The following is a 23,349-nucleotide window of genomic DNA, read 5'->3' as shown; positions in this document are numbered from 1 at the left end:
CTTGGTAGGTCACATATTACCTCTGAAACCCTTATATATCAACGAATTCAGGGCATTATCTCTGCTAAAAAAGGAGAGAAAGTTTGGCGATTGAGTGCGTCTATCTTGTTGAATTCTGCTTCCGTTATTAAACCTTTTTGGAGCATCTTTCTAAGTAATTTCTCTGCCTGAATATAATCAAACTCACGCTGTAGCTGCTCCTGTGACATTTTCTTTAACTCGATGCTTTTGTCTATAACCCCATCTGAGATCTTCATAACTTTTTTATCCTCATGCTGATTCACGTAGAATCACCTCCTACCTAATAGCCGCGGGAACAGGTCGAAGTTGAGGATTTGTAAAAATAAAATAAAATAAAATCAGAGCATAAAAAAAGAGCCTGCAAGGGAAGAACCCCTACAGGCTAGATAATCTAACAGTTTAATATTTTATTTAGGAATCTCGATGATTTTTAACTCGCCCCATTTGTTAATCATACTTAATAAATGCATCCGTAAAGCCTGCCTTTTTAGCTTTAGCAAGCTGTGCCTCAGCATTTGCTTTGACAGTGTATGCACCTATTTGTACACGATAGTATTTCTTTTTCGCTGGTTCTGCTGATTTTTCTTCTTCGCTTAGAAGTTTCTTAACATCTGCTCTAAAGGCATCCATAGTCTTGCCATGCTTAGGAAACCAGTGCATAACATCCGCATGGTTACTGGCTATACCTTGCTTATAGCCTTCACTATGACAGATGATATCCTTCTCACTTAGTCCATAGAGTTTACAAAGATGTACACAAAGCTCTACTGCTTCCTTATAAACAGCAGAAAAATACGAGGCAGCGGTTAGACCGTCCTCGCAAATCTCAAATCCTATATGCGTGTTATTCGCATCTCCTCCAGCATGCCAACCACGATGATTCCAAGGCAATGTTTGGTATGTGGCAATGGAGCCATCTGCTAACTTACCAATAAAAGCATGGACGCAAACTTGACGACCTCCAGGTTTATCCTGATTCCAATGATTATTGTATTGGTTCTTTCCGAGCAAACCATCATCTGGACCAACATATCTCTTCAACCATGGGTTGTTAGCCCCTGTTGAATGAACCATTATACCCTTCGGTTTTATTGTTTTGCCTGCTTTGTAGCAGGCATTGTTCGTAAGTATTAGTTTGTATAATTTCATTATAATCACCTCAACATTTAATCATTTGGCTCAGGTGTAAGATGGACAGGGTACAGGTGATAGGTAAACTTTAAATCACAATAAGCATTTGATGATGTTCCATCACTTCCCATACAGATATACAGTCCATAACCTGCTGGAACTCTGGCCTGCCGCATTTGAATATGAATGTGCAAGGATTCTGCTGAAGTATTCGATCCGACAGGTGTACTCCGTTGAATTCTAGTGAATGTCTCCTCATCATTGGAAATATACAAGTCCAGTTCCTTTTCACTAGTATCCGATTGACGACAAAGAGTTATCAAATGGCAATCATAAGCCGTCGTATACAATTCTCCACCCTGACCGCCAATAACCACACTATTAATAGGTAATATCGTGTGCAAAGGACCACGAACACTGTTTGCACCGCCTGAACCCGAGACATTACCCGACAAAATATATCTTGAATAGGCCGACCGGGTGAAGTCACTAATAATAGCCGTTGCTGTGGATGAGAGAGGTATTGCGGAAGTCACATTTTCTGCTCTTTCAAGTAGAAAAAGGCTCTCACCTGCCTCAACGGTAGTACTACCTATGGAAAACCTTTGACTTGTCCAGTAAGCTGTACAAATTGGGTTTGGATCAGTCCCAGTTCCATAGGCAATATTCATTTCGTCATCAATGCCCCTTATAGCTCTAGCAAGTGTCTTAACTGTATTACGAAGGGTGTCTTGAATTAGAACCTGCACATTATTTGTAGCTGGACTGCCCAAAGCTGTAACGAAAGTATATGTTATCGTGCCAATTACTACATTGTTTCCATTTGCCATATTGCTAAATGTGATGGCTGCCCTCCGGCTAATCATATCCGGTGCACTAGCTGTTTCTATTGGATGCAAATGATTGAGTAGAATACCTGTCCTCCTATATAGATTTTCGCGGGTATCCTCAACCAAATTGTGTGTTGTATTTAGCAAATCATAGTTGTTGTTTAAAAGATTATAAGTGAGGTTGAGCAGATTATTTATTTCATCAATATCCAGTTCAGCTAAAGCCGAAAGCACTTTATTTAACCATTCCTGTGCAGGAGGTTCTGGTGGTTCAACAATTCCATCCACAAGAGCATCCTCGACTATGGTTAGTATTCTTGCACTCTTTCCAACCACATCACCATAAGTAACCCTTATTTCAAGCCGACCAACACCAACAAATGATGTGTCCGTTGCATTGGGCTGCCATGTAAGGACACCATCAGCGTAGTTCGTGACTACCGGATATGCAACCCCATCAGGCCTTTTGTAAATCGCATTTAAGGAGGCACTTGGGTAGTTATTTTCCAGTAGGCTTGATACATCAAACTCAATATTTCGGTAATTGTGTTCACCGCGTCGACCAATGAATACCGTTACCGCTTTTGTTAAGTCAATCATATTTCATCACCTGGCTTAGGAGGTTCCTCATCACGACCATGTAGTTGCTTAAGAACCGCCTTTAGTTTTTCTGGGATGGGTAGCCCAATATGACCTGCATTCTCCAAAATGGATACACCCTCGTTACTTAGATAGAAAAAGATTACCGCCGTTCGCAAAGCGCTGCCATTGTATCCTGCACTCCCTAAAATTTGTGTATCAAGAATATGAGCGATACCTACCATTACAAAGATGAGCACCTTTTTGAAAATTCCCTTGGCACCAATTTCGCTGGACAGCTTTTTATCTGTAATCGCACAAAGGACTCCTGTCAGATAATCAATTGCTACAAAAGTGACCAGTGTATATAGAAATCCGTCAAACCCGCCGAGAAACCATCCAAGAAAAGCACCAACAGCCGCAAAAGCTAACTGTATCCAATTCCAAATCTCTTTCACTGTAAACACCTCCATTACATTAATTTGTGTATTTAAAAAAGCACCCCTGTAAAATACAAGAGTGCTGTTGCCGTATCACACACCTTACAGCATCAGTATAAGATCGTGGATTTGTTGCATCACATCCGCCTTTGGACGCCCTGTTCCAATAGGGAGCCATGTCACAGGTGGTATATCAAATGCTGCAGAAGAGTCAAAACCATTAACCACTGTAATGATAGTATCAATAGCCTTTCGGATTTCAGTAATGTGAAATGGCCATTTTTTAACTGTTGTTCTTCCAGCAATAATCTCTTCACTCCAAATTACAGGGGATAAGTTGTAATAACTTAGCACTATATTTAAAGCGGTTCGAAGCGTCTGAATATGTGCTGCCTTTACGACAGTCTCATTTGCAGTAATCGTTTCAAAAGGTGGCGGTAATATAGTAAATGTCCGGACAACTTCTGTGCTTGCCGACTCAATATCACTATCAAGACAGCGGAAGGTTACAGTATGGTTTCCTACTGCAAGCGGTTCCGCTTGGTACACCGTACTAACACCATTTCCCAGATAGCCACTCGTAGAAAATCTCTCAGGATTATCCACACTATTAACCCACTCACCTGAATCAATCTTTACTTCCACAATCTGTGTCTGACCGTCTGGTTCAGTGCCTGTAGTAATCATAAAGCGTGGTGTAGTGTTATAAGTAGACTTTCCGGTCATAGGACTGACGATGATCGGAGCAGCAGGCGGACTGTTTTTCTTTACCGTGTTACTAACCACATGGCTTGAAACTGCATCAAGTGTATCTGTTACGCTTATTCGATAGCGGGTATACATTCCAGGTACCGGGGAAGCATTTACCTGATGGGTACCTGAAGTAGCACTTGAAATAATAGTAGTCAATGCTTCGTATACCGACCAATTTATACCGTCTGCTGATGTAGCTTGTTGAATAACATATTGCTTGATAGCACTGGTTCCCGGTATTGTTCCGCTCCACATAAGAGTTACTGTATTCGTCTCATATATTGAAGGAGTTGCAGTAAAAGAAGTAGGCGGAATGGGCAGTGTATTTCTGCGGACAGTGTTGCTAGATATAGTCCAGTCAGAATAAAAACTCTCTCCAGCCGTACCACGTGTCCTAACTCTATACCTACGGTAATAACCGCGAGTTGTCGGTGGGCTAACAATTACGCTGCCACTTGTTGTTGAGGTAACCGTTATTGTTAATGCTGTCCATGCTCCCCATGTGCTGTTATCTGCCGAGTCACTATATTGAATCTCATAGGATGTGATGGTGTTGCCTGCTCCACTGGATGCACCACTCCATGAAAGAGTAACATTTCCTTCAGCTAAAGTTGAACTTACCGAGCAAGCAGTAGGTGCTCCACAAGCCGTGATATCACAGTAAATACTATTACTGATTTTTTCCGATGAGTAGACATCGAGATTATCTATCGTCCATACACCAAATTGAGTATATGTTCCTGGAACTCGTGACACGTTAGGGTTATAACTACCTCCACTAGCCGATAGGGCCAATATGGTTAGAACATTCCATGAACTCCATGTACTGTTATCCGTAGATGTTCGACTAGCAATCTGGTACCCCTTGATTGCACTCGTACTTCCAGAAGCTCCGCTCCAAGTAAGTGTAATTATTTCATCACTATAATTGATTGGAGTAGCAGTTACTGTAGTTGGTGGGCTAGGAACTGTGTTTCTGCGAACAGAGTTCGACGATACTCTCCAGCCTGAATAATAACTTGCTCCTGCTGTACCTCGAGTTCGCACCCGAAACCTACGATAATTACCCCGTGTTGATGGTGGTGCAACTGACAAGCTGCCACTAGTGGCCGTGGTGGTTACTGTAGTTAGTGCTGTCCACGATCCCCAATTCAAGTTGTCAGCAGAATCACTATACTGTATCTCGTAGGAGGAGATGGCATTATTTGTACCACCGGAAGCACCACTCCATGATAATGTAACATTGTCCTCCGAGAGGGTTGCACTCAATGAACAGGATGTCGGAGCACTACAAGCTGTGGTTCTTATTGCCCAGTTAATGGTTAACACTATCTGGCTTAAATCATCTCTAGCTCGAAATCCCATATAGTTTAGTGTGCTGGAGCCAGCATCCATGAATAAACAATTACTAGCTCCACTACCGATGGAATCAATGAGTGCGGTGGAAATTGCGATATCCTTTGTACCCTGTCCGGCAGAAACAGTATAGCTATATCCAGAAGTAACTTTCGTAGGTCTACTCCCGGATATGCTGGTACCCGAACTAGGAGATGGCAAACCATATGCATTTCCAGCATAAAGTGTTATCGTTCTGGCTGAACCCCAATCACCTGCAGCTATCCTAACAAGACGAATACTGGCAGAGGTAGGATAATAGTTTGCATAGGTATTTCGAATACTTGTAAGGTCAAATAACATGGCACCAACATTCTCATAATTATTGGCTGGGGCATAAACCCCTTGTCGAACGTAGTCGGTTACACCCGCAATCCAACTGCCATTACGCCATGTACAAGCATTTATCGCTTGATAGGTTGCCATAGAAATTCACCTCACTCGTAAACCGCCGATACCAATGAGTTCACTAACCCACAAAGGCTGGTGTTTAATCTGGTATCAGTAATGTTATTTGCTGCAATTGATGTAGCCGCAGCAGGTACCAGAACGTCTGCAATACCGAGTTCATATACATCGCTGGTTCTTGTTAAGTCTGGGGCCACTGGTGTAGCAGCTGGAGTCCCTGTAACAACTGCAAGCTGAATATTCCTGCTGATTTGGCTTAAGCGAACAACAATCCGGTCAATGCGTGGATTGCTACCGTGCGCTGTAGCGAGAGGCATATTTAACGCATCTGTATTCTCATATCTATATCCATTAATCCACGCACTTCCAGCCGCCACGCTTACTGCCAATCCCATCCCTGGTGATACCTGCAGATTTGTAGCTGTTTTATAAAATATCCCGTTTGAAACAAGACTTCCAAAGTATGCTGCAAAATCCGTGGCATCATAGACTCTATCTCCATCGGATGAATTGAAAAATCCGCTTTTCTCCATACAAAAATTCCTCCTTCCTAGATGGTTTTCGTATACTCGATAACCACGTAGCCCGTATAATCTGTCCGGTCAATACCAGGTTCAACAACGACATTTGTTTTATCCACATAAAGACCGATTTGTGAAGCGAAGTTGTTATACCGTGCAAGCGGTAGTGGCAAGAAGTTAGTGCCATTTGTTGCAAAGCCAGATAAACTAACAACTGTACTTAGGTTTGCAATACCATGGGCTACGCTCCCAGGAGTAGCATTGGGAAGGGAGCCGAGGTTTACTACTTTTCGATATATTACCTTACCATCTACCCATAGACGCCCTGTGTTTTGTTCTGTCATAGAGTAATCAGTAAACGCAGAGGAGATTTTAGTTGCTGTAATCGTTCGTTCTGCAATCTTTGTACCAGTGACCGCTCCATTTGCAATCCGTGCTGTAGTTATTGGATCGTTATTAATATTTAACCAGTTCGCTTCACCAGACGGATTGTTAAACACAAAAACAGATATCACATAAAACGTCATGGTATTGCGTGATATAAAAAATCCCATTGCCCGCTGATATCCGTTTCCCGTGTTATCCCCGCTATGCTTTACCAAAAAGACATGCCCGTCATCGCTTGGCTGATCACTGAATTTGTTGCCGCTCCACGAGGTGAAATAAAAAGCATCTCCAGGACTCATATGGTGCAGAGCATACTGGCCGATCGATATAGTTCCTTCTCCAACAATTACCTCAAGTGAAGGCAGTTTCCCAAACAGATTGTTAATACTATCGGTAACAGTATCTCCTTGGATATTGGGGTCAAGGTCATGAATATCTCCAAGTGTTTCTGACACATTACCTAATGCTTCTGCAATATCAGAGATGCCAGTTGGGGCAGATAATGCCGTTTTAACCTCACTCATATCAGAGCGAATTTTTTGAGCTATTGTTAGCTCGCTCTTTCCGAATACTACGCTGATGCTTTGACCGTCCGCGTCATATGTCTCCTCCACTTCAGCGATTCGTGTTGTCATAGATACACCCCATGCTTTGGAAATAACCTTAACAACCTGCCCAAGGTCAAAGTCTACCTTATAAGTCAGGTTGCCATGTGGGTTAACTGATGTATCAAAGGAATAACGTATTACTTGCTCATTTAGCTTGCTCTGCCCACGAAAAATCAGCGTATTGATATAATCCACTCCAAAATCTTCTGCCCGTAGGTCTTTAGCATCCACAAAAATCTCATGTCGAGTTTCTCCCGATCCACTTGTAATTGCTACAAATGTCCGCTCTGCACCTTCACCCTCTCCACCTATAAGAGCAGTGTTAGCAAAATCTGCTGCACTTACTGTATAAACCTGCTCAGTTAGGTTCTCATACTCCTTAGAGAACACTGCCTGTGATTCAGTCCCCTTATACAGCATTATTGTAAAAACCCCTGTTTCAGGAGTAAAAATAGTCTTGATACCAACCTCCGAAACTTCACATAGTTCCGTCACTGCGTCCATCAAGTTGCGGTACGAAATTTGGGTGCTGATGGGTATACCCAGGTTTGGGGATGAAAAGGATATACCGCTGATCTTTCTTGCTACATCAGAAGGATTGATAAGGTTATTTTCTATAAGTTGCTCCACACAATCAGAAATGTCACCGGACAATTTCTCCGTTTGCCATACAATGCGTCTAGCAAGAAAGGACGTGGCAAAGCGACCACTTACTGTAATAAATTCCTGATCCGTCTGAGACAAGGAAAGATGCTCAATAATCCCAGCTTCTTCATCATCGTTCTTCCAAATGATATTTCCTTCTTTTAGAAGTTCGGCATTCTCTTGTGTGGCGATGGCTTTTAGTTCAAATGAACCACACTGAGAATAACGCCGTGTCCATCGAAGATATTCGAAAGATTCCACGATGCCCACAAGCTCCCGGTTTGTATTAAAGATATATAGTTCCATACTCACACCCCCAGAAATTGTGGACGAAAGTAAATACTGACCTCCAACAGTTCCATATTAACTGAAGCGTCATAGCGCAGTGTGTTAGTACCTGCAGCAAGCTGGAAAAACGTTGAATTGGTGTCCAATAGTGAAAAAGCATTTGTAACCGTTGACCCTATAACCTGGACCACACGCTTACCAGCGAAATGGGTATATACACGAAGTTCATCACCAGCACTCATTGTAGTGAGAAGCCGGATATATTCTCCCGTGTCTATGTTTAGTAGTTCAGGGTTGGTAACCGTACCCAGTGCTCGAAATACGATTTCGCATCCACAAGATACATCACCAATGTTTTCTACTGTGATGATTTGGCTCGGCTGACGCATTCCTAACTCCATACCACTTACTGGTATCTCCAGTTCAAACTCAAACAGAGGTATCCATGACGCCAGCTCCTCTCTCACCTCATCCAATGTTTCGAAGAAAGGGGATGGACAGAGTAAACTTACAAAGAAGTTTGGTATGCGTTGCCTAGTAGAAACAGTAAATCCTGCTTCCTCTACCACACAAGTAATTTGCCGTCCACGATACAAAAGAGTCCCTCGCATTTTTGGAGTAAATATCTTAAGAAATCTCTGTCTCCGTACATAAGCCTCGTCAAGAGAATCCGCTACGACCGTACCTTCTAGCGTGATATTACGCATATCCAGTGTGGAGGAAATATAAAAAGCACCGTCTTGATCCGGTGCCTTAAATGTATTAACGGTCTGGCGTATGTTGCCTGTGCCGTCTATCTTGGTAAGAAAATACGGGCGGCTTTGTTTTAGGGTGATACTCTCACCGTTTGAGTTAATATAAGTAAGTTCCACTGCCAGACCTCCTTTAATATTCTAGTGCCAGTTTGCGAGACAGATTTTTGAATTCCCTGGCTAATTCTTTTTCAGATAGAGGCTTTGGTGACACAACAGAGATATTTTGAGTGATACTTGTACCATTGGCATTCCCTTGCCCAGATAAACCTCTGTAATTAAAATCAAAACTAGTTGGTACAGCATTTTGCATATCCCTTGAAACTGCTATCATTGCATCCTCAAAACCTACACCAATACCTTCACCCATATTGTGGCCAATTCCAGCAAATAGCTTTGAAGGTGAACTGATGCCGAAGAAATTCTTAATCTTTGATACAACATTGCCGAAAAATCCAGAGATTTTACTCCATAGCCATGCACCTGCATCTGAAATACCTTGCCACAGACCTTTGATTAAGTTTCCACCTACTTTAGCCATCTGGCTTATATAACTGGTAAAAGCATTGACCAATCCTGAAATAATCTGAGGAACAGCCTTGACGATCTCTACTATTATCCTTGGAAGATTCGCAATTAATGCCACAAACAGCTGAACACCGGCCAAGATGATCTTGTCGATGTTACCTACAATAGCGTTTACCAAAGATGTTATTATTTTCGGAATCGCCCCAACCACAGTAGTGATAATTTGCGGGAGTGCCTGTATGAGTGATATTAATAGACGTATGCCCGCATCTATAATCAATGGAATTGACCCAATAACTGCACTGATAATACTGTCGATAATCTGCGGGATTGCTTCCACGATTGCTGTGATGATAGTAGGTAGTGCTGTAACCAGTGAAGTCAATAATTGAATACCTGCATCAATAATCTGTGGAATGGATTCCACTATAAAATCCACTATTGCTTTTATGATGACAGGTAAGGCAGTTGTTAGTTGAGGTATTGCATCTACCAATCCCTGTGCTAATCCTATAATCAACTGCAAAGCGGCATCCAAAATAAGTGGTAGGTTATCCATTAATCCTTGGACAATCTGCGTGACTGCCGAAACTGCCGCGGGTATCAGTTGCGGTAGAGCCATGCCAATACCCTCCACAAGTGCGGTTACCAGTTCTATTGCTGCATTTATGAGCAGTGGCAGATTATCAATCAACGCACCGACAATCGTCATTACTGCATCTACTGCCGCTGGAATCAGTTCAGGCAGTAAGTTCAAGAGTGTCTCCAACACCTGCGTGAACAGGCTCGTGACAGTTTCCAACAACATCGGAAGCAGGTCACCTATTGCTGTTAATATCGCATCGAACGCAGGCGGTAGTGCGGTTACGATGTTTTCTAAAACAGGCACGATATTTTTAACGACTGCACGGAATGCATCCACAAGATTTTCCGTCAAATTTGTCATGTCTGCATTAGCGTTACCGAGTCCTGCTGTAAAAGAGCCAAGTGCAGCTTGTAATAACCCAATAGAACCAGAAATGGTCTCAGTTGACTCTCTCGCAAAGTTTCCGGCATACTGCTGTGTGTTCTCAAAAAACATCTGCATTGCGACTTCCGCTTTTTCCGCTTGTGTAGCGGTATTCCAAGTGAAATCTAGTCCCTTAGCAAGAGCATAAGCTTCGATGTTTGTAGCATTCATGGCAACACCTAAGTTATCCATCATGGTAAAGTTGCCTTTTGCCGCTCCCGTAACCGCTTCCATGGCAGAAGACATATCTATACCCATAACGGATGCCATATCTGCTGCACGTTGCATCGCTTTTTCTGTCAATTCAAGACTTTTTCGCTGTTCAATGCCAGAGCCTTGGAACAATGCACCCATTTTATTAGCTGTTGCCAAATACTCACTTTGGGAAATTCCGAGATTTCTATAGGCTTCTTCACCGGTCTTTTGAATTGAAGCAGCATATGCTCCAAAGACTGCTTCTGAGCCACCTAGGTTTTGCTCCAATTCCCCAAACTGAGTAACTACCTCTTTACCCAATTTTATAGCAGCAGCTCCAGCAGCAACTGCAACTGTGCCCATAGCCACACCGATGCCCTTGAGTATACCACCAAGCTTTTCAAATTTACCTCCAGAATCTTCCGCACTTTTGCCTGAGTTGTCCAACTCTTCACCGAGATTATCTGCTTCAACCGCAGACTGCTGAAGTTCACGCTCCATATTATTGAGTTCTGCCTGAGCTCTGTTCAGCTGAATCTGCCAGTTTTGAGTGCGGCGGTCATTTTCACCGAAAGAGGAGGTGGCATTATCAAGAGCGGCCTTAAGGGTTGAAATCTTTTCTTTCTGTGCGTCGATTTCTTTATTCAAAACCGCATTACGAGCAGTGACCGACTGGATGGATTTATCGTTTTTATCAAACTGGCTGGTCACAAGTGCCATTTCACTGCCCAGCACCTTAAAGGACTGATTGATATCTCGTAGGGCGTTCTTAAACTCACGCTCGCCCTCGACGCCTATTTTCAATCCAAAATTGTCCGCCATACCTTCACCTCCTCCTATATGCCTGGTGGGATAATATCGTCAATCGTTCGAGTTTTCTTCGGCTTTTCGATCCCATGCCATTGCTTGTGGCAAGCCCATAAATCAAAAAACAGTCCAATTGGCATAAGCCAGAATTCCTCTGCGTCCATGCCCATCTGAACTGTTCCATAATAATAAAGTCGGGTAAAGACTTCAGCGTCCGTTACCCGACTTCCATGTTTTTTGGAGTTTCTTCCTCACTTTCCACGTTGCGCTTTGCACCTTTGAACATTGCTTCGGTGATTGCACTTTTATATTCCGCCAAATCAAGCGGTGAGGTAAGAAGCTCCACTTCTTCCTCTGTCAACAATTCTTCTGGTGCATTCTTATTCTTAAGATTACGAATTAAAATGGACTGGTTTGCAAGCAATGTGATTAGCCAAACGATCTCGTCCAGTGCCATCTCAAAGTTTTCTGATTTCATCAGTTTTTCTCCAAGATTTTCAAGACCACCGTAACGACCAGCAATTGCCTTTGTTGCACGTGTAGTTAAAACCAGTTCATACTCTTTGTCACCTATTTTGATTGTGGCACTTCTCTCATTATCCATCATTTCTCCTCCTATGGTTCAGGTGTATATACGGGTTCATAAACTTCAGTGAACCAGCCTGTTATGGTGGACGATGAAACACCGGGGTCACCTTCTGTGACTTCTGCTTTCCATGGGTGCTTGCCCAACCCATCCAGCTTGTTCCTACGCATAACTGTTCCTTCAATAGTAGGTGTAGAAAAGGTAATGGAATCCGCCTTTGTCTGTAAGTTGGTTGCTGGTAGTCCAAACTTAACACGATACAACCAAAAATATCGGTATGTTCCATTGGCCTTTTGCGCACGAAACCCCACTGCAACAGGTGTACCTACACTCTCACTTGCAGAAATTAATACCCCATTGTCGTCGGTAGACGCACCAGTTAGATCTGCTGCTACTGTCGGGCCAATGTCATCTACACCGAGAGTGAGTGTACCGCTGTTAAAGTCCTTCACAACCTCGGCAGCACCATCATCGGCATACAGAATTGCTTCCACCAATTCTACCGAAAGTTCGGCAGTAATGGCTTTTGCGAGTACCGAAGGCACACCATAGGTTTCCTCGCCATTTGAGTCCTCGGTTATTTTTGCATAGTACAGTTTATCCAAACCGATAGTTGCCATATGTTATTCCTCCATTCCATAGTTTTTCGCCACGTCGATGGCGTAATGATGATATCCAGTATCATCCTCGTGACCAATATACCTACGCTCAGTCACTGTAAAATCATCGTTTAACAAAGCCGTTGTAATCTGTCTCTTCCGCTCTAAGTAGTTGCTCTTGGAAAATAGTGATATCCGTGCTTCCTGCACATCAAAGCCAGGGCGGTTATCCGCATGAACTTCAAAAACATCCGAAAGTGGGAGTATCACCACGTACTCATCCGGTGCCAAACCTGAAAAAACCCCGGTTTCTACGGGGATAGGTATTGCTGTCAGAAGTGTATTTAACTCCTCTAAGATATTCATATTTTATCAATCTCCTCCTCAAGCTTTGCGATCATCGCATTAATGCAAGGTTTCCTAGATGCAGTTCTCGCAGGCTTTAGGAAGGGTTTTGCAGGCTGACCATGTTTACCATATTCAATGATTGTGGCAATTTTAGCATTGCTCTCACCATCAGAACGCGGCTCGGCAAAGCCAACTTTAACATTGAAGTTTCCGTTTCTATCTTGCTTTGCACTTGAAAGTCCTAGTGAAGATAGTAGCTCCCCAGTACTTTTGGATGGATATTTTGTGTTCTTACCAATTACTTTACTTAGATTCCCCTTAACTTTATCCAGTACCACTTCACCGCCAACTTCCAGAACCTTAGGAAGAATTACATCGGTCTGGTCAGCTAATCGTGATACCTTTAAAAGGAATTCTTCTGGCATCTTTATATTCACTTTTGCCATATCCATCACCTCACAGTTGGTTCTATCTTTTCTGCTAAAACCTCGACATACATACCTCGGTTTCTAACATCATCAACACTTAAAATCTGATATCTGCCATCATCACAAACGATGACCATTTCACTGGTCACCCTAAGGCCAGAAATTTTTCTAAACCTAAATAGGGAAGTTGCAGAAGAAAATGATGCCCTATTTGCCCACCGCTCACTGCCATGCCGATCTTCCTTGTAGGCACGTACACTGGCAAGTATGTTATCGCCTATAGCAGCGAAACCATCCTTGTCTTTAATAGGCTCTGTACTGATGATATCAATAAAGGTGTTCATCTTTCCAAAACTCATAATTTACACCTTCCAATCCCGGTCTAGCCTAAGAAGTAGGTTCACCGTGTTCCAAACCTGCTGCCCCGCCTGTACGCTATCGGCGAAGAAACCAGCCGTCGAGCCATCTCTGCTTTCGTAGAAATGACTCGACAGCATGATTACTGCCTGTTCAGTAGTTGGGGGCATAATATTCTCAGTGTAATAACCCTCAGCAACATGCTGATAACTTTCCGCATAAGAGACGGCGGCTTTGATGTAATGCAGCAGAAGTCCATCGTCTGCGTCATGCGTCAGGATCAGATTTGCTTTTACTTTAGGGAGAAGATTATCAGTTGTCATGCCGTCCGCCTCCTTCCGGTCATTCTTCGTCTGTAGCCATTAACCCAGCCGCTTTTAGTTTAGCGAGCAGAGCATTAAAATCTGTGACAAGAGTGGCTGTATCCTCAGCTATGCTGTCGGCTTGATTAGCAGCCATTTTTACCAGCCCAGAGACTGACTCCGTAGCATCGGTAGGATATGTTGGAGCATACAGCTTACCATCTTCACCAATTTTGATTTCGACAGTATCACCCTCATCAGCAGCGGCGGCTTTTACACCACCAAGAGTCTCCTCTGTTGCCACGAGAAGCGGATCGGCGGAGAGCCCCGTTACCGAGGCTCCTTCCTTGATTTCAAGTGTTCCGCCTATAACAGTTTTTTCTCCGCCTTGTTCGGTATAATTCTTAGTGTTATAGCTCATAACGCACCTCCATTAAGCTTTCTGCTGAAGTACTTTTATGGCTTCAGGTAGAATTAATTTTCCATCCACACGCTGAGTAGCAACAAAGCCTACTTGACCAGTAACAGCATAAAGTTCATTAAGCCTCTTAAATACACGACCCTGACGATCAGCTACCCAGTAATAACTAAAATCACCAAATGCGATACTCTTTGCAGCTGCAGCAATAGTTGGCATATATGCAGAAGTATACAATGGTCGATTAAGGATAGTATCCGGTGTACCTGCCTGTAAGGAAGGTTGCCATAGGTACTGTCCTTGACCATCCTTTAGTTTACGGATTGCTTTTACAGTGGCGTCGTTCATAACGAATACAGCCTTATTACGGTAAGGTGCCTTTAGTGAATAGAACAGATCAAGTACCTCGTCCATAGTAATTGCCGTAGCACCTGCAGTAGTCACACCAATTTGGGCACCACCTGTAGAAGCAAGGATACCTGTCGGTTTTCCAGATCCATCACCGGTAAAGAACGCCTCTTCCTCTTTGTTACCGATACGCCTTGCAAACTCCTTAGAGATGTAGGCTTCAAGATTGAACACAGAATCGTTAAGAAGCTCCTCGGAAACTTTGATCATGGTAGCGAGTTTGTAAGCTCCTATAGAAACCTGTCCGAAGCTATCATCGCTATCTGGGATAGTGCCTTCTTCATCCACCCAGGAAGCAGTACCTTTTGTAGCTACAACAGGAATTTTCCTATCGCCAGAAGATGTATTGATAACATTGGCCAGTGAACGGAAAATGTTCTCTTCCTCAAGAGCCTCTACTAAGGTACGTTCAAACTCGTCAGGCACAAGATAACCACCCTCGGAGTCTGTACCAATTTGAAGGGCATTTCTTACGTTTACATCAAGGCCTTCCCCTGCACGAGTACGCATAGCATTCCAGAATGCTTTCTTGTACTCTGCAGACGCGCGTCCTGTCTTATCATCGGCATGTTTGGACGGTGTGTTTGTAATAGGGCTACTCGTGGCTTTGGAAAGTTCTAAGTCAATAACCGCCTGACGTTCCAAACGTTCTATTTCTTTACCAAGTGCAACAACTTCAGCTTCCATCTTTTCATAGGTTTGTGTGTCCTCTGCGGATAACAATCCATCACCGCCACGTTTTGAATCAAGGAATGCCTTCGCCGCATCCCAAACCTTAGCGCGTTTCTCGCGCAATTCAAGAATTTTACTCATTGTTATTTCCTCCTTTAAATTAGTGAGAAATTAAAGAAAGCCGCTTATCCAGCGACTCTATAGGTGTACCTGTTTTTTGTTTTTGTTTTTTAGGTAGTTTACTAATAAGTGAGTTGGTAACCGCCATCCTGCTAAAGATAAGGCTATCTGCCAAATCCGGTGTTTCATTTTCCATAAACATGATCTTATCTGCAAAACCAAGTTCGATGGCTTTATTTGCATTCATCCATGATTCTGCATCCATCAGATGAGAAAGCTTTGTTCGGGAAAGACCAGTCTTTAACTCATAGGCATTAATAATACTTTCCTTAACTTCATCTAATAGAGCCTTTGCTCGCAACATTTCCTCGCTGTCACCGATGGCAATGGTCGAAGGGTTATGAATCATGATCATGGATACCGGCGACATATATACATCTCCACCCGCCATTGCAATAACGGAAGCTGCACTTGCCGCAAGCCCGTCAATTTTTACAGTGACCTTTCCTGTATAGTCCATAAGCATGTTGTAAATCTGAGCTGCTGCAAACACATCCCCGCCAGGAGAGTTAATCCACACTGTAATATCACCGGTGCCAGCCAGCAGTTCATCTTTGAACATCTTAGGTGTGACCTCATCACCCCACCACGTTTCTTCGGATATCACTCCATTTAAATAGAGAGTGCGCCCTTCATCAGAATCTCGCACCCAATTCCAGAACTTCTTCATTTACTGACCTCCTTCGGTTTTGGCAAACGCTCCTGCGTCAGCCAATTTCGTCATATTTCCGTTAACCAGATATAAATCGCCACCTTCCTCAGCTGGGATACGGTTCATGTCCTCCAATTCACGGATATCATTAGCTGACATCCAGCCATTTTGCCGCCCAATAGCATAGCCATTCATTCGGCTTTGATAATCGCCGCGCAGCAGACCATCTAAATTGAACTTGATGAATACTGATGTTTTCTCAGAAGGCAAAATAAGCGATTGCTGGAGACTTTGCTCCCATCTCACCACCCACGGATCGAGAGTGTATTTTACAAACTCCAAAGACTGCTGCTCGATATTAGAGAAGCTAGATTTCTCAAGATCTCCCACCATATGGGGAGGCACACGGAAAATCCTTGCAATCTCATTGATTTGAAATTTCCGTGTTTCTAAAAACTGAGCCTGTTCTGGAGGTATACCGATGGCTTGAAACTTCATGCCCTCTTCCAATACAGCGATTTTATGTGCCTTAGCTGTGCCTTGGTAAGCACTATTCCAGCTATCCTTCACTCTCTGTATGTCTTTAATTACTCCCGGGTGCTCCAGCACACCGCCGGGATTGGCTCCATTAGCAAAGAATGCCGCACCGTACTCTTCAGTAGCAAGTGACATACCGATTGCATTTTTTGCCATAGCAATAGGGCTATAGCCAATGAGTCCATCAAAACCTAAACCTGGTATGTGAAGTACATCATCTTTGCGAAGTGTGACATAGCCTCCCTTTGGATTCAGGCCACTTTCGTCTGTATCCCGGTAGTAGGTATAAACCAGTTCACCATTTGATGCTCGACTTACTTCCATCTTGTTAGGAAGTAGGGGATAAAGCGCAATTGCCTGGCCACGACCATTTCGAACTATCTGTGCATAAGCATTACCCCAAAGTAAAAGATGACTCATCAGTGTTTCTCGAAACACAAATGAAGTCATCTCTGGATTTGGTTCATCATGAAGAAGGTAATACAAAGGGTGGAAAGGAATCTTTTTTTTACCTCCATCAGAACGATATCTATATACATGTAGTGGCAGTCCAGCAATAGCTTCAGCTAGTATTCTTACGCAGGCATACACCGCTGTTGCTTGCATTGCAGTACGCTCATTTACTGTTTTGCCAGATGATGTACCGCCGAATAGGAAGGAAAATGCGCTACCCACACGGTTTTGCGGTTTGTCCCTTGAACGAAACAGTCCTTTTAATAAATTCATAGGCCTCACCTCCAAATTGAAAGAATTACACCACAAACAATCATTGAAATTTATAGAATTATTAAACCTCTCTCGTCATACACCGAGTCTCCACTATTACCTGGTCCACAGCGGATGGCGCGGTCGAGTGCCATAATAGTTGCCACTGCTCCATCTATTTTTTCTGTACTTTTTTCCTTGTCCGGTTTTATATTTCCAGCCGGATCTGTTTTTATATAGATGTTATCCATCATCCACCGTAGTACTGGATGCCCGCCGTGTGCTATTCTTTCTTCTAATGTCAGCTTCATAAGTTCCTTTGTAGGTGGTGACATATCTTTAAAACCTTGACCGAAAGGAACTACAGTAAAGCCTAACCCTTCAAGATTTTGCACCATCTGAACAGCGCCCCAGCGGTCAAAAGCAATCTCTCGAATGTTGTACTTTTCCCCCAGTTCTTCAATGAATTTTTCAATGTATCCATAATGGACTACATTTCCCTCGGTGGTTAAAATATAGCCTTGCTTCTCCCAAAGGTCGTATTGCACGTGGTCTCGTCGAACTCGGAGGTCAATATTATCCTCCGGCATCCAAAAATACGGGAGAACGGTATATTTATCTGTTTCATCTTCCGGTGGGAACACCAGCACGAAGGCTGTAATGTCAGTGGTAGAGGATAAATCAAGTCCTCCATAGCATACTCTACCTTCAAGGCTCTCTGGTTTTACTGGAAACGCACAGGCATCCCACTTTGCCATTGGCATCCAACGGACAGATTGCTTAACCCACTGGTTCAGACGCAGCTGTCGAAAGCTATTTTCCTCAGCAGGGTTCTGCTTTGCACTTTCACAAGCGGCTCTAACTTTATCGATACTTACTGTAATTCCTAAGCTTGGATTTGCTTTCTTCCATACTTTAGGATCAGTCCAATCATCCTCTTCTTTGGCACCGTAGATTACGGGATAAAAAGTAGGATCGTATTTTCTGCCCTCAATAATATCAACCGCTTTTTGGTGTGTTTCATAGCAGATACTCTGGGTATCCGTCCCTGCAGTGGTGATAAGAAAATATAGCGGTTGGGTTCTCGCATCACCAGACCCTTTTGTCATAACATCAAATAGTTTCCTATTTGGCTGAGTATGAAGTTCATCAAAAACAACACCATGTATATTGAAGCCGTGTTTTGAATAGGCTTCAGCCGACAATACCTGATAAAAGCTGTTGGTCGGCAGGTACACCAGTCGTTTAGTTGAAGCCAGCAACTTCACTCGTTTATTCAGCGCTGGACACATCCGCACCATATCGGCTGCTACTTCAAATACAATTGATGCCTGCTGGCGATCTGCGGCACAACCGTATACCTCTGCTCGTTCTTCACCATCTCCACAAGTGAGGAGAAGTGCGATTGCTGCTGCAAGCTCGCTTTTTCCCATCTTTTTAGGTATTTCTATATAAGCCGTGTTAAACTGCCGGTATCCATTAGGTTTTAAGATACCGAATAAATCACGGACAATTTGCTCCTGCCAATCGATAAGTTCAAAAGGCTTGCCTGCCCATGAACCTTTCGTATGGGAGAGTGCTTCGATAAAAGCCACAGCGTAATCAGCAGCGTCCTTATCGTAATATGACCCTTCAGCTATAAAGGCGGTCGGCTTATATTTCTTCAGTTTCCGCATAAACACCGCCCCTTTTATGGAAAAGGACATAAGAAAAGAGCCTCAATCCTATAGATGAAGCCCTTTTCTCTATCCTATTTAGATTTAGTTATTTCTTTTTATCCACTTCACCCGTCAGTATGAAATGGGCATATTCTGCTTTATGGTCTATTAAATAGACTACCAATTCATAAAACCCTCGTTCATTTGCCTCATACTGTACTCGGTCCACATCAAACATATTTGTGACTCCACTTTCTCGGATGGAAAGGATTTGTTGCTTAATTATCTCATTCATTGGCTACCTCCTCCGATTCTATTGAATCGGTTGTCGCTTTGCGCAGGATTTCCACATCGAAGCCCGCACTCTTATAGCCTTCTAAAATTGTACTGTAATAATAACAACTCGGCTGTCCAAGCGGTCTACCATCATTCATGATGTAGACCATCGCCTTGACGGTTTTGCTTCCCAACTTCACTTTTATTGTTTCCTTTCGATAAAGGAACGGCCATCCCTCGTAACGGTCAAGTGCCGCTTCATCGGTCGGTGTAATCTCCCAAACTAAAACTGGTACGTTGCCACCCTCAAAAGGCTCGATTGTCGCCACAGCGCCCGCGTGTGCCCCTCTAAATAATAGGCGGTGGTCATTGATTTGACTTGCTCCTACCACCTTCGCTGTGGGGCATCTGTCGGCCATTTGCTTTAGATTAAGGTTGGAGCCATAGGCAAGGTATAATTTATTCTTCATTGTAATCCTCCTTCTTAGCTTTGTGGGTTAGGGGCAGCTCAGGCCGCCCGAAACCGCCATGCAGCTGAACCCGAAAGTGCTGCTGTCAAATGTTCTCTGCAGTTTGCAAATTCATCTCCAATGAAACCAATCCGGTTTAGATAGGTTCTCATGGCAAATTTCTCGTTTTCCACCTGCGGTTTCTTTGCTGATGCACACTTTTGTGTTAAGGCTTGGTGGTTGATGGCAAGTGCTAGAACAATGTAGCTTCTTATCTTTCCTGCATGAAGTTCGCTATTGAACCCTCTAAGTTCAACTGTATGGTTTCCGGTAAAAAAGCTGTGAAGGTTGAGGAAATGGTAGCGGCTGTTGTGGTAATGAGTGTTTCTACTCTCGCTGTAGCCCTCGTACCAAATGTCCTCAATTTGTCTCATGGTTCTAGGCTTTTTACGGTTCATCTTCTCAACCAAAATACTGTCCATCTTTTTGCAGTAACTCATTCTCTGCGGTGCAATCTGAAGTGCTTTATAAAATAAGTCATTTTTGCTTGCAATGATATTTACAAAGTTTCGAATGCTTCGTGGGGTATGTTCAGCACCGTCTAGATGAATGTGAATTCCGCAAGATGTATTTGTAAAGGCTCCAGCTTTGCGAAGCTTTCTTACTAGCTCCTGCAAAGTTTCAATGTCCTCCCGGTAGGTTAGGATTGGACTAACCAGCTCAACGCTATAATCTCTACCTGCAGCTACTTTTCTTCTACCTTCTTTTCTTTGGCAGTTGATGCTCCCATCGTACATAAACTTCCACACTCGACCATCTGGAGTTTTTACCTTCTTGGTGTCGTAGTATGTCCCGCCTTCACTGTAAATGCCTTGCAAATACTCTGCAGCGACTCTAGCCGCCCTTTCCCTTGTAATCCCGGTAAATTCAATCTCAATCCCGAATTTTGCACTTAACATCGTATCTCGCTCCTTTTAAAGTGTGTTTGTCCTTTCGGCATGTACATATATCACTCTAAAAGGCTTATATAGCAAGACAATTCTGCAATATAAATCTACATATTTACTGCCATATTGGGCTTAAAATGTGTATTTTTATTCTTCGATTTTCTTGCATAAATCCTCTCCAAAGACCACTCCAAGAGAACTGCCTGAATCCCAACTGACGTGGATAGTTCCCATATCATCAACACTAGTAACCGTACCTTTATCTCCTGGCTGAAGCTTGGTATAAGGGTCATTCATCTTAAGTAGCATGACACGAGTTCCTGGAGTGTAATAACTTCTAAGTTGCTTTAGCATTTCTGGATGAATGATATTCATTATTCACTCACCTCCTGATGCTTGGCACTTCCGCTTTTGAAGGCAGAGCTACCCGACAGTTTGGAGAGGAGAATTTTTCGTTCTGTTTTGTATTCTGGCCCGATAAAGCCAAGTCTTAGAAGGAAACAACGGAAAGCGTACTTTTCATTCTCCACTGATTTCTCGGTCGAGTTGACGCGGGTCTGTTTCTTTGCCATTTCACAAAGTGCTGTTACAAAGTGGGTATAAGCCTTAACCTCCTCTGCGGAGCACTCACTCTGGAACCAAGGGAAGGTTATAAATTCCTCATTTATGATAATGGGAATAGAGTCAGTATCAAGTGCTTTCTTTATAAGGGTTTCTTTGCTTTCTACCAATCCTTTTAGGTTACCAAGTGCAGTTTCGCTAAAACCCTCCCTCGGCATTTGAATAATCAAACTAATAGCTTCTTCGGTTTCATTTGATTCGTTGTATACGGGAGGTTCTTCGTAATCACTATTTGGATTTACCCTACCCCCAAGAGCCGCTTCATTGGGAACTTGAATATTTTCAAGAACAGGCTCTGCTGCTGGAAGTGGTGTGTCAAATTCTACTGTAACCGCCTTAAAGTCATGAAGGCCTAATAGATTATTAACCAGTTCAGAATTATCTGGTCCTCTGACTACCCCGTTTTTGTCAATGTTGTAGTCTGCCACTTCATATGCAAATGTAGGTGCTCCAAGATATCTTGCAGGAGCATTCAGTTTTTGGCTGATTGCGTTGACTAGCTCTTTTCTTTTTGCTCCTGTGACATTATAATTTATCTGCATTTTTTATACCGCCTTTCTATTTTCGGTACATACATATATCACTCTAAAGGCTGTTAATATCAAGTCATTTAGAGCATCTTTCTGTAGAAAATACTCTTCCATTAATCGGCGGTAGCAACGTCTGGCAGGTCACAATATCTTATTTTCGAACCATCTCTTAAAAGAAACACACTGTCTGAGTTTCCAACTTGCTCAATATACCTTTTCACAATGACATCACAGTACTTTTCATCCAGTTCAATGGTGTAGCAGATTCTATCTGTCTGCTCACAAGCAATCAGTGTACTTCCTGAACCTCCAAAAGGGTCTAACACTATACTATTTGTTAGGCTTGAGTTCATAATTGGATAAGCAATTAAGGAAACAGGCTTCATCGTTGGGTGGTCTGCATTCTTTTTAGGTTTATCAAATTCCCAGATAGTTGATTGCTTGCGGTCTGAATACCAGAGATGCTTACCCTTCTTTTTCCAACCAAAGAGTACTGGTTCATGCTGCCACTGATAAGGAGATCTTCCAAGAACCAAGGATTGCTTCTTCCAAATACAAGTACCAGAAAGATAAAAACCTGCATCGACAAATGCCTTTCTAAAATTAAGTCCCTCTGTATCGGCATGGAATACATAAATGCTTCCATCTGTTGCCAGTGCTGTTTCAATATTTATAAAGGCATCTAACAGAAACTTATAAAAAGCATCATTTGCCATATTATCGTTCTTGATTTTCCCTGCAGTACCTTCATAGTTAACATTGTATGGGGGATCAGTTACCACCAGATTAGCAACTTTTCCATCCATTAATGTATTGAATGTCTCCTTATTTGTACTATCTCCACATACCAGTCTGTGCCTACCAAGTATCCAAACATCCCCTAAACGCGAAATAGCGGGCTTATTCAGCTCGCTATCTATATCAAAATCGTCTTCTTTTATTTTGTCTTTTAAAGAATCCTTGAAAAGATCATCCAGTTCTCCTGGATCAAATCCAGTCAGAGATACATCAAAGTCTGCAGCGTTTAAATCTGTAATAAGAAGTGCCAGTTTTTCCTTATCCCATTCTCCGCTTATTTTATTCAATGCAATATTAAGAGCCTTCTCCTTTTCCTCATCCATCTCTACAACTACACAATCCACTACATCCATACCCATGCTCAGTAGAACTTTCAGTCTCTGATGGCCACCAACCACTCTACCTGTAGTTTTATTCCAAATAATTGGTTCAACATACCCAAACTCCTCAAATGACCTTTTTAGTTTTTCATACTCTGGATCTCCTGGCCTTAAATCCTTTCTAGGATTATAGTCGGCAGGGATCAACTTCTTGATAGAAATCTTATCTATATTCATGCTAACCTCCCAAAATAAAAACAC

Annotated in this window: 26 protein-coding genes; all 26 read right to left on the bottom strand. The window is 42.8% G+C overall.

Translation table 11 applies throughout. The features are described 5' to 3' along the window. Positions 1-47: 47 nt before the first annotated feature. The 26 genes from FGK85_RS00930 to FGK85_RS00805 all read right to left on the bottom strand — a co-directional run bounded on the left by FGK85_RS00930 (position 48) and on the right by FGK85_RS00805 (position 23,325). Positions 48-284 (bottom strand): SHOCT domain-containing protein, encoded by a 237-nt coding sequence (locus tag FGK85_RS00930; RefSeq protein WP_138202871.1) that lies wholly within the window; start codon positions 282-284, stop codon positions 48-50. 184 nt (positions 285-468) lie between these two features. Next, on the bottom strand, positions 469-1,170 hold the full coding sequence (locus FGK85_RS00925) for an N-acetylmuramoyl-L-alanine amidase (RefSeq protein WP_138202869.1): 702 nt from the start codon (positions 1,168-1,170) through the stop codon (positions 469-471). A 17-nt stretch (positions 1,171-1,187) separates the two neighbouring features. Further along, positions 1,188-2,582 carry a hypothetical protein gene (locus FGK85_RS00920; protein WP_138202867.1) on the bottom strand — a complete coding sequence of 465 codons (1,395 nt, stop codon included), beginning with the start codon at positions 2,580-2,582 and terminating at the stop codon, positions 1,188-1,190. Further along, positions 2,579-3,019: a phage holin family protein gene (locus tag FGK85_RS00915; RefSeq protein WP_035150373.1), complete on the bottom strand. Its 441-nt coding sequence runs from the start codon at positions 3,017-3,019 to the stop codon at positions 2,579-2,581. The genes FGK85_RS00920 and FGK85_RS00915 overlap by 4 nt, the downstream gene beginning before the upstream one ends. Positions 3,020-3,103: 84 nt before the next feature. Next, complete coding sequence (locus FGK85_RS00910; protein WP_138202865.1) at positions 3,104-5,575, bottom strand: phage tail protein; 2,472 nt, start codon at positions 5,573-5,575, stop codon at positions 3,104-3,106. A gap of 11 nt (positions 5,576-5,586) precedes the next feature. After that, entirely contained in the window at positions 5,587-6,090 is a 504-nt protein-coding gene (locus FGK85_RS00905; protein ID WP_012102972.1) for a hypothetical protein, read from the bottom strand. Between the two features lie 17 nt (positions 6,091-6,107). Continuing rightward, a complete protein-coding gene (locus FGK85_RS00900; protein ID WP_012102973.1) occupies positions 6,108-8,024 on the bottom strand; it encodes a siphovirus ReqiPepy6 Gp37-like family protein in 1,917 nt (638 codons plus the stop codon). 2 nt (positions 8,025-8,026) lie between these two features. Beyond that, positions 8,027-8,878, bottom strand: coding sequence for a phage tail family protein (locus FGK85_RS00895; protein WP_138202863.1), 852 nt, complete (start codon positions 8,876-8,878; stop codon positions 8,027-8,029). A gap of 13 nt (positions 8,879-8,891) precedes the next feature. After that, a complete protein-coding gene (locus FGK85_RS00890) occupies positions 8,892-11,312 on the bottom strand; it encodes a phage tail protein (RefSeq protein WP_138202861.1) in 2,421 nt (806 codons plus the stop codon). A 202-nt stretch (positions 11,313-11,514) separates the two neighbouring features. Next, positions 11,515-11,901 (bottom strand): hypothetical protein, encoded by a 387-nt coding sequence (locus tag FGK85_RS00885; protein ID WP_012102977.1) that lies wholly within the window; start codon positions 11,899-11,901, stop codon positions 11,515-11,517. Between the two features lie 11 nt (positions 11,902-11,912). After that, a complete protein-coding gene (locus FGK85_RS00880; protein WP_012102978.1) occupies positions 11,913-12,503 on the bottom strand; it encodes a major tail protein in 591 nt (196 codons plus the stop codon). A 3-nt stretch (positions 12,504-12,506) separates the two neighbouring features. Next, complete coding sequence (locus FGK85_RS00875) at positions 12,507-12,848, bottom strand: hypothetical protein (protein ID WP_035150356.1); 342 nt, start codon at positions 12,846-12,848, stop codon at positions 12,507-12,509. Then, positions 12,845-13,276 carry an HK97 gp10 family phage protein gene (locus FGK85_RS00870; protein WP_035150353.1) on the bottom strand — a complete coding sequence of 144 codons (432 nt, stop codon included), beginning with the start codon at positions 13,274-13,276 and terminating at the stop codon, positions 12,845-12,847. The genes FGK85_RS00875 and FGK85_RS00870 overlap by 4 nt, the downstream gene beginning before the upstream one ends. A 5-nt stretch (positions 13,277-13,281) precedes the next feature. Continuing rightward, the gene (locus FGK85_RS00865; RefSeq protein ID WP_012102981.1) at positions 13,282-13,617 is read right to left on the bottom strand and encodes a head-tail adaptor protein; all 336 of its coding nucleotides are present in this window, start codon (positions 13,615-13,617) and stop codon (positions 13,282-13,284) included. Positions 13,618-13,620: 3 nt separating this feature from the next. Further along, on the bottom strand, positions 13,621-13,938 hold the full coding sequence (locus tag FGK85_RS00860) for a head-tail connector protein (RefSeq protein WP_012102982.1): 318 nt from the start codon (positions 13,936-13,938) through the stop codon (positions 13,621-13,623). 19 nt (positions 13,939-13,957) lie between these two features. Continuing rightward, entirely contained in the window at positions 13,958-14,338 is a 381-nt protein-coding gene (locus tag FGK85_RS15685) for a head fiber protein (protein ID WP_092561614.1), read from the bottom strand. A 12-nt stretch (positions 14,339-14,350) separates the two neighbouring features. Continuing rightward, positions 14,351-15,556 (bottom strand): phage major capsid protein, encoded by a 1,206-nt coding sequence (locus FGK85_RS00850; RefSeq protein WP_106062426.1) that lies wholly within the window; start codon positions 15,554-15,556, stop codon positions 14,351-14,353. A 19-nt stretch (positions 15,557-15,575) separates the two neighbouring features. After that, the gene (locus tag FGK85_RS00845; RefSeq protein ID WP_067839158.1) at positions 15,576-16,265 is read right to left on the bottom strand and encodes a head maturation protease, ClpP-related; all 690 of its coding nucleotides are present in this window, start codon (positions 16,263-16,265) and stop codon (positions 15,576-15,578) included. Then, complete coding sequence (locus FGK85_RS00840; RefSeq protein WP_138202859.1) at positions 16,266-17,510, bottom strand: phage portal protein; 1,245 nt, start codon at positions 17,508-17,510, stop codon at positions 16,266-16,268. Positions 17,511-17,560: 50 nt separating this feature from the next. Continuing rightward, positions 17,561-19,165 carry a terminase large subunit gene (locus FGK85_RS00835; RefSeq protein ID WP_041700827.1) on the bottom strand — a complete coding sequence of 535 codons (1,605 nt, stop codon included), beginning with the start codon at positions 19,163-19,165 and terminating at the stop codon, positions 17,561-17,563. 88 nt (positions 19,166-19,253) lie between these two features. Further along, positions 19,254-19,442 carry a DUF5049 domain-containing protein gene (locus FGK85_RS00830; protein ID WP_018664388.1) on the bottom strand — a complete coding sequence of 63 codons (189 nt, stop codon included), beginning with the start codon at positions 19,440-19,442 and terminating at the stop codon, positions 19,254-19,256. Next, positions 19,435-19,893, bottom strand: coding sequence for a gamma-glutamylcyclotransferase family protein (locus FGK85_RS00825; RefSeq protein ID WP_018664387.1), 459 nt, complete (start codon positions 19,891-19,893; stop codon positions 19,435-19,437). Before FGK85_RS00825 ends, FGK85_RS00830 begins: the two co-directional genes overlap by 8 nt. A gap of 38 nt (positions 19,894-19,931) precedes the next feature. Then, complete coding sequence (locus FGK85_RS00820) at positions 19,932-20,831, bottom strand: amidoligase family protein (protein ID WP_138202857.1); 900 nt, start codon at positions 20,829-20,831, stop codon at positions 19,932-19,934. A 135-nt stretch (positions 20,832-20,966) separates the two neighbouring features. Beyond that, positions 20,967-21,194: a DUF4314 domain-containing protein gene (locus tag FGK85_RS00815; RefSeq protein WP_019155121.1), complete on the bottom strand. Its 228-nt coding sequence runs from the start codon at positions 21,192-21,194 to the stop codon at positions 20,967-20,969. Beyond that, positions 21,194-21,982 (bottom strand): virulence protein, encoded by a 789-nt coding sequence (locus FGK85_RS00810; protein ID WP_138202855.1) that lies wholly within the window; start codon positions 21,980-21,982, stop codon positions 21,194-21,196. Before FGK85_RS00810 ends, FGK85_RS00815 begins: the two co-directional genes overlap by 1 nt. 101 nt (positions 21,983-22,083) lie before the next feature. After that, positions 22,084-23,325, bottom strand: a complete 1,242-nt coding sequence (locus tag FGK85_RS00805) for a site-specific DNA-methyltransferase (protein WP_138202853.1) — start codon at positions 23,323-23,325, stop codon at positions 22,084-22,086. Between the last annotated feature and the right edge of the window lie 24 nt (positions 23,326-23,349).

Origin of the sequence: Haloimpatiens lingqiaonensis (assembly GCF_901447495.1) — a bacterium.
GTDB lineage: Bacteria > Bacillota > Clostridia > Clostridiales > Clostridiaceae > Haloimpatiens > Haloimpatiens lingqiaonensis.
This window is presented reverse-complemented; position numbering and strand designations above follow the sequence as displayed.

Excerpts from the sequence above, each read along its gene's own strand:
- FGK85_RS00865 (WP_012102981.1), bottom strand. The coding sequence starts at position 13,617 with ATGAGTTTTGGAAAGATGAACACCTTTATTGATATCATCAGTACAGAG.
- FGK85_RS00805 (WP_138202853.1), bottom strand. The coding sequence starts at position 23,325 with ATGAATATAGATAAGATTTCTATCAAGAAGTTGATCCCTGCCGACTAT.
- FGK85_RS00830 (WP_018664388.1), bottom strand. The coding sequence starts at position 19,442 with ATGAATGAGATAATTAAGCAACAAATCCTTTCCATCCGAGAAAGTGGA.
- FGK85_RS00835 (WP_041700827.1), bottom strand. The coding sequence starts at position 19,165 with ATGCGGAAACTGAAGAAATATAAGCCGACCGCCTTTATAGCTGAAGGG.
- FGK85_RS00920 (WP_138202867.1), bottom strand. The coding sequence starts at position 2,582 with ATGATTGACTTAACAAAAGCGGTAACGGTATTCATTGGTCGACGCGGT.
- FGK85_RS00850 (WP_106062426.1), bottom strand. The coding sequence starts at position 15,556 with ATGAGTAAAATTCTTGAATTGCGCGAGAAACGCGCTAAGGTTTGGGAT.
- FGK85_RS00925 (WP_138202869.1), bottom strand. The coding sequence starts at position 1,170 with ATGAAATTATACAAACTAATACTTACGAACAATGCCTGCTACAAAGCA.
- FGK85_RS00845 (WP_067839158.1), bottom strand. The coding sequence starts at position 16,265 with ATGAAGAAGTTCTGGAATTGGGTGCGAGATTCTGATGAAGGGCGCACT.
- FGK85_RS00860 (WP_012102982.1), bottom strand. The coding sequence starts at position 13,938 with ATGACAACTGATAATCTTCTCCCTAAAGTAAAAGCAAATCTGATCCTG.
- FGK85_RS00825 (WP_018664387.1), bottom strand. The coding sequence starts at position 19,893 with ATGAAGAATAAATTATACCTTGCCTATGGCTCCAACCTTAATCTAAAG.
- FGK85_RS00815 (WP_019155121.1), bottom strand. The coding sequence starts at position 21,194 with ATGAATATCATTCATCCAGAAATGCTAAAGCAACTTAGAAGTTATTAC.
- FGK85_RS00890 (WP_138202861.1), bottom strand. The coding sequence starts at position 11,312 with ATGGCGGACAATTTTGGATTGAAAATAGGCGTCGAGGGCGAGCGTGAG.
- FGK85_RS00905 (WP_012102972.1), bottom strand. The coding sequence starts at position 6,090 with ATGGAGAAAAGCGGATTTTTCAATTCATCCGATGGAGATAGAGTCTAT.
- FGK85_RS00910 (WP_138202865.1), bottom strand. The coding sequence starts at position 5,575 with ATGGCAACCTATCAAGCGATAAATGCTTGTACATGGCGTAATGGCAGT.
- FGK85_RS00900 (WP_012102973.1), bottom strand. The coding sequence starts at position 8,024 with ATGGAACTATATATCTTTAATACAAACCGGGAGCTTGTGGGCATCGTG.
- FGK85_RS15685 (WP_092561614.1), bottom strand. The coding sequence starts at position 14,338 with ATGAGCTATAACACTAAGAATTATACCGAACAAGGCGGAGAAAAAACT.
- FGK85_RS00840 (WP_138202859.1), bottom strand. The coding sequence starts at position 17,510 with ATGAATTTATTAAAAGGACTGTTTCGTTCAAGGGACAAACCGCAAAAC.
- FGK85_RS00810 (WP_138202855.1), bottom strand. The coding sequence starts at position 21,982 with ATGCAGATAAATTATAATGTCACAGGAGCAAAAAGAAAAGAGCTAGTC.
- FGK85_RS00820 (WP_138202857.1), bottom strand. The coding sequence starts at position 20,831 with ATGTTAAGTGCAAAATTCGGGATTGAGATTGAATTTACCGGGATTACA.
- FGK85_RS00885 (WP_012102977.1), bottom strand. The coding sequence starts at position 11,901 with ATGGATAATGAGAGAAGTGCCACAATCAAAATAGGTGACAAAGAGTAT.
- FGK85_RS00875 (WP_035150356.1), bottom strand. The coding sequence starts at position 12,848 with ATGAATATCTTAGAGGAGTTAAATACACTTCTGACAGCAATACCTATC.
- FGK85_RS00870 (WP_035150353.1), bottom strand. The coding sequence starts at position 13,276 with ATGGCAAAAGTGAATATAAAGATGCCAGAAGAATTCCTTTTAAAGGTA.
- FGK85_RS00880 (WP_012102978.1), bottom strand. The coding sequence starts at position 12,503 with ATGGCAACTATCGGTTTGGATAAACTGTACTATGCAAAAATAACCGAG.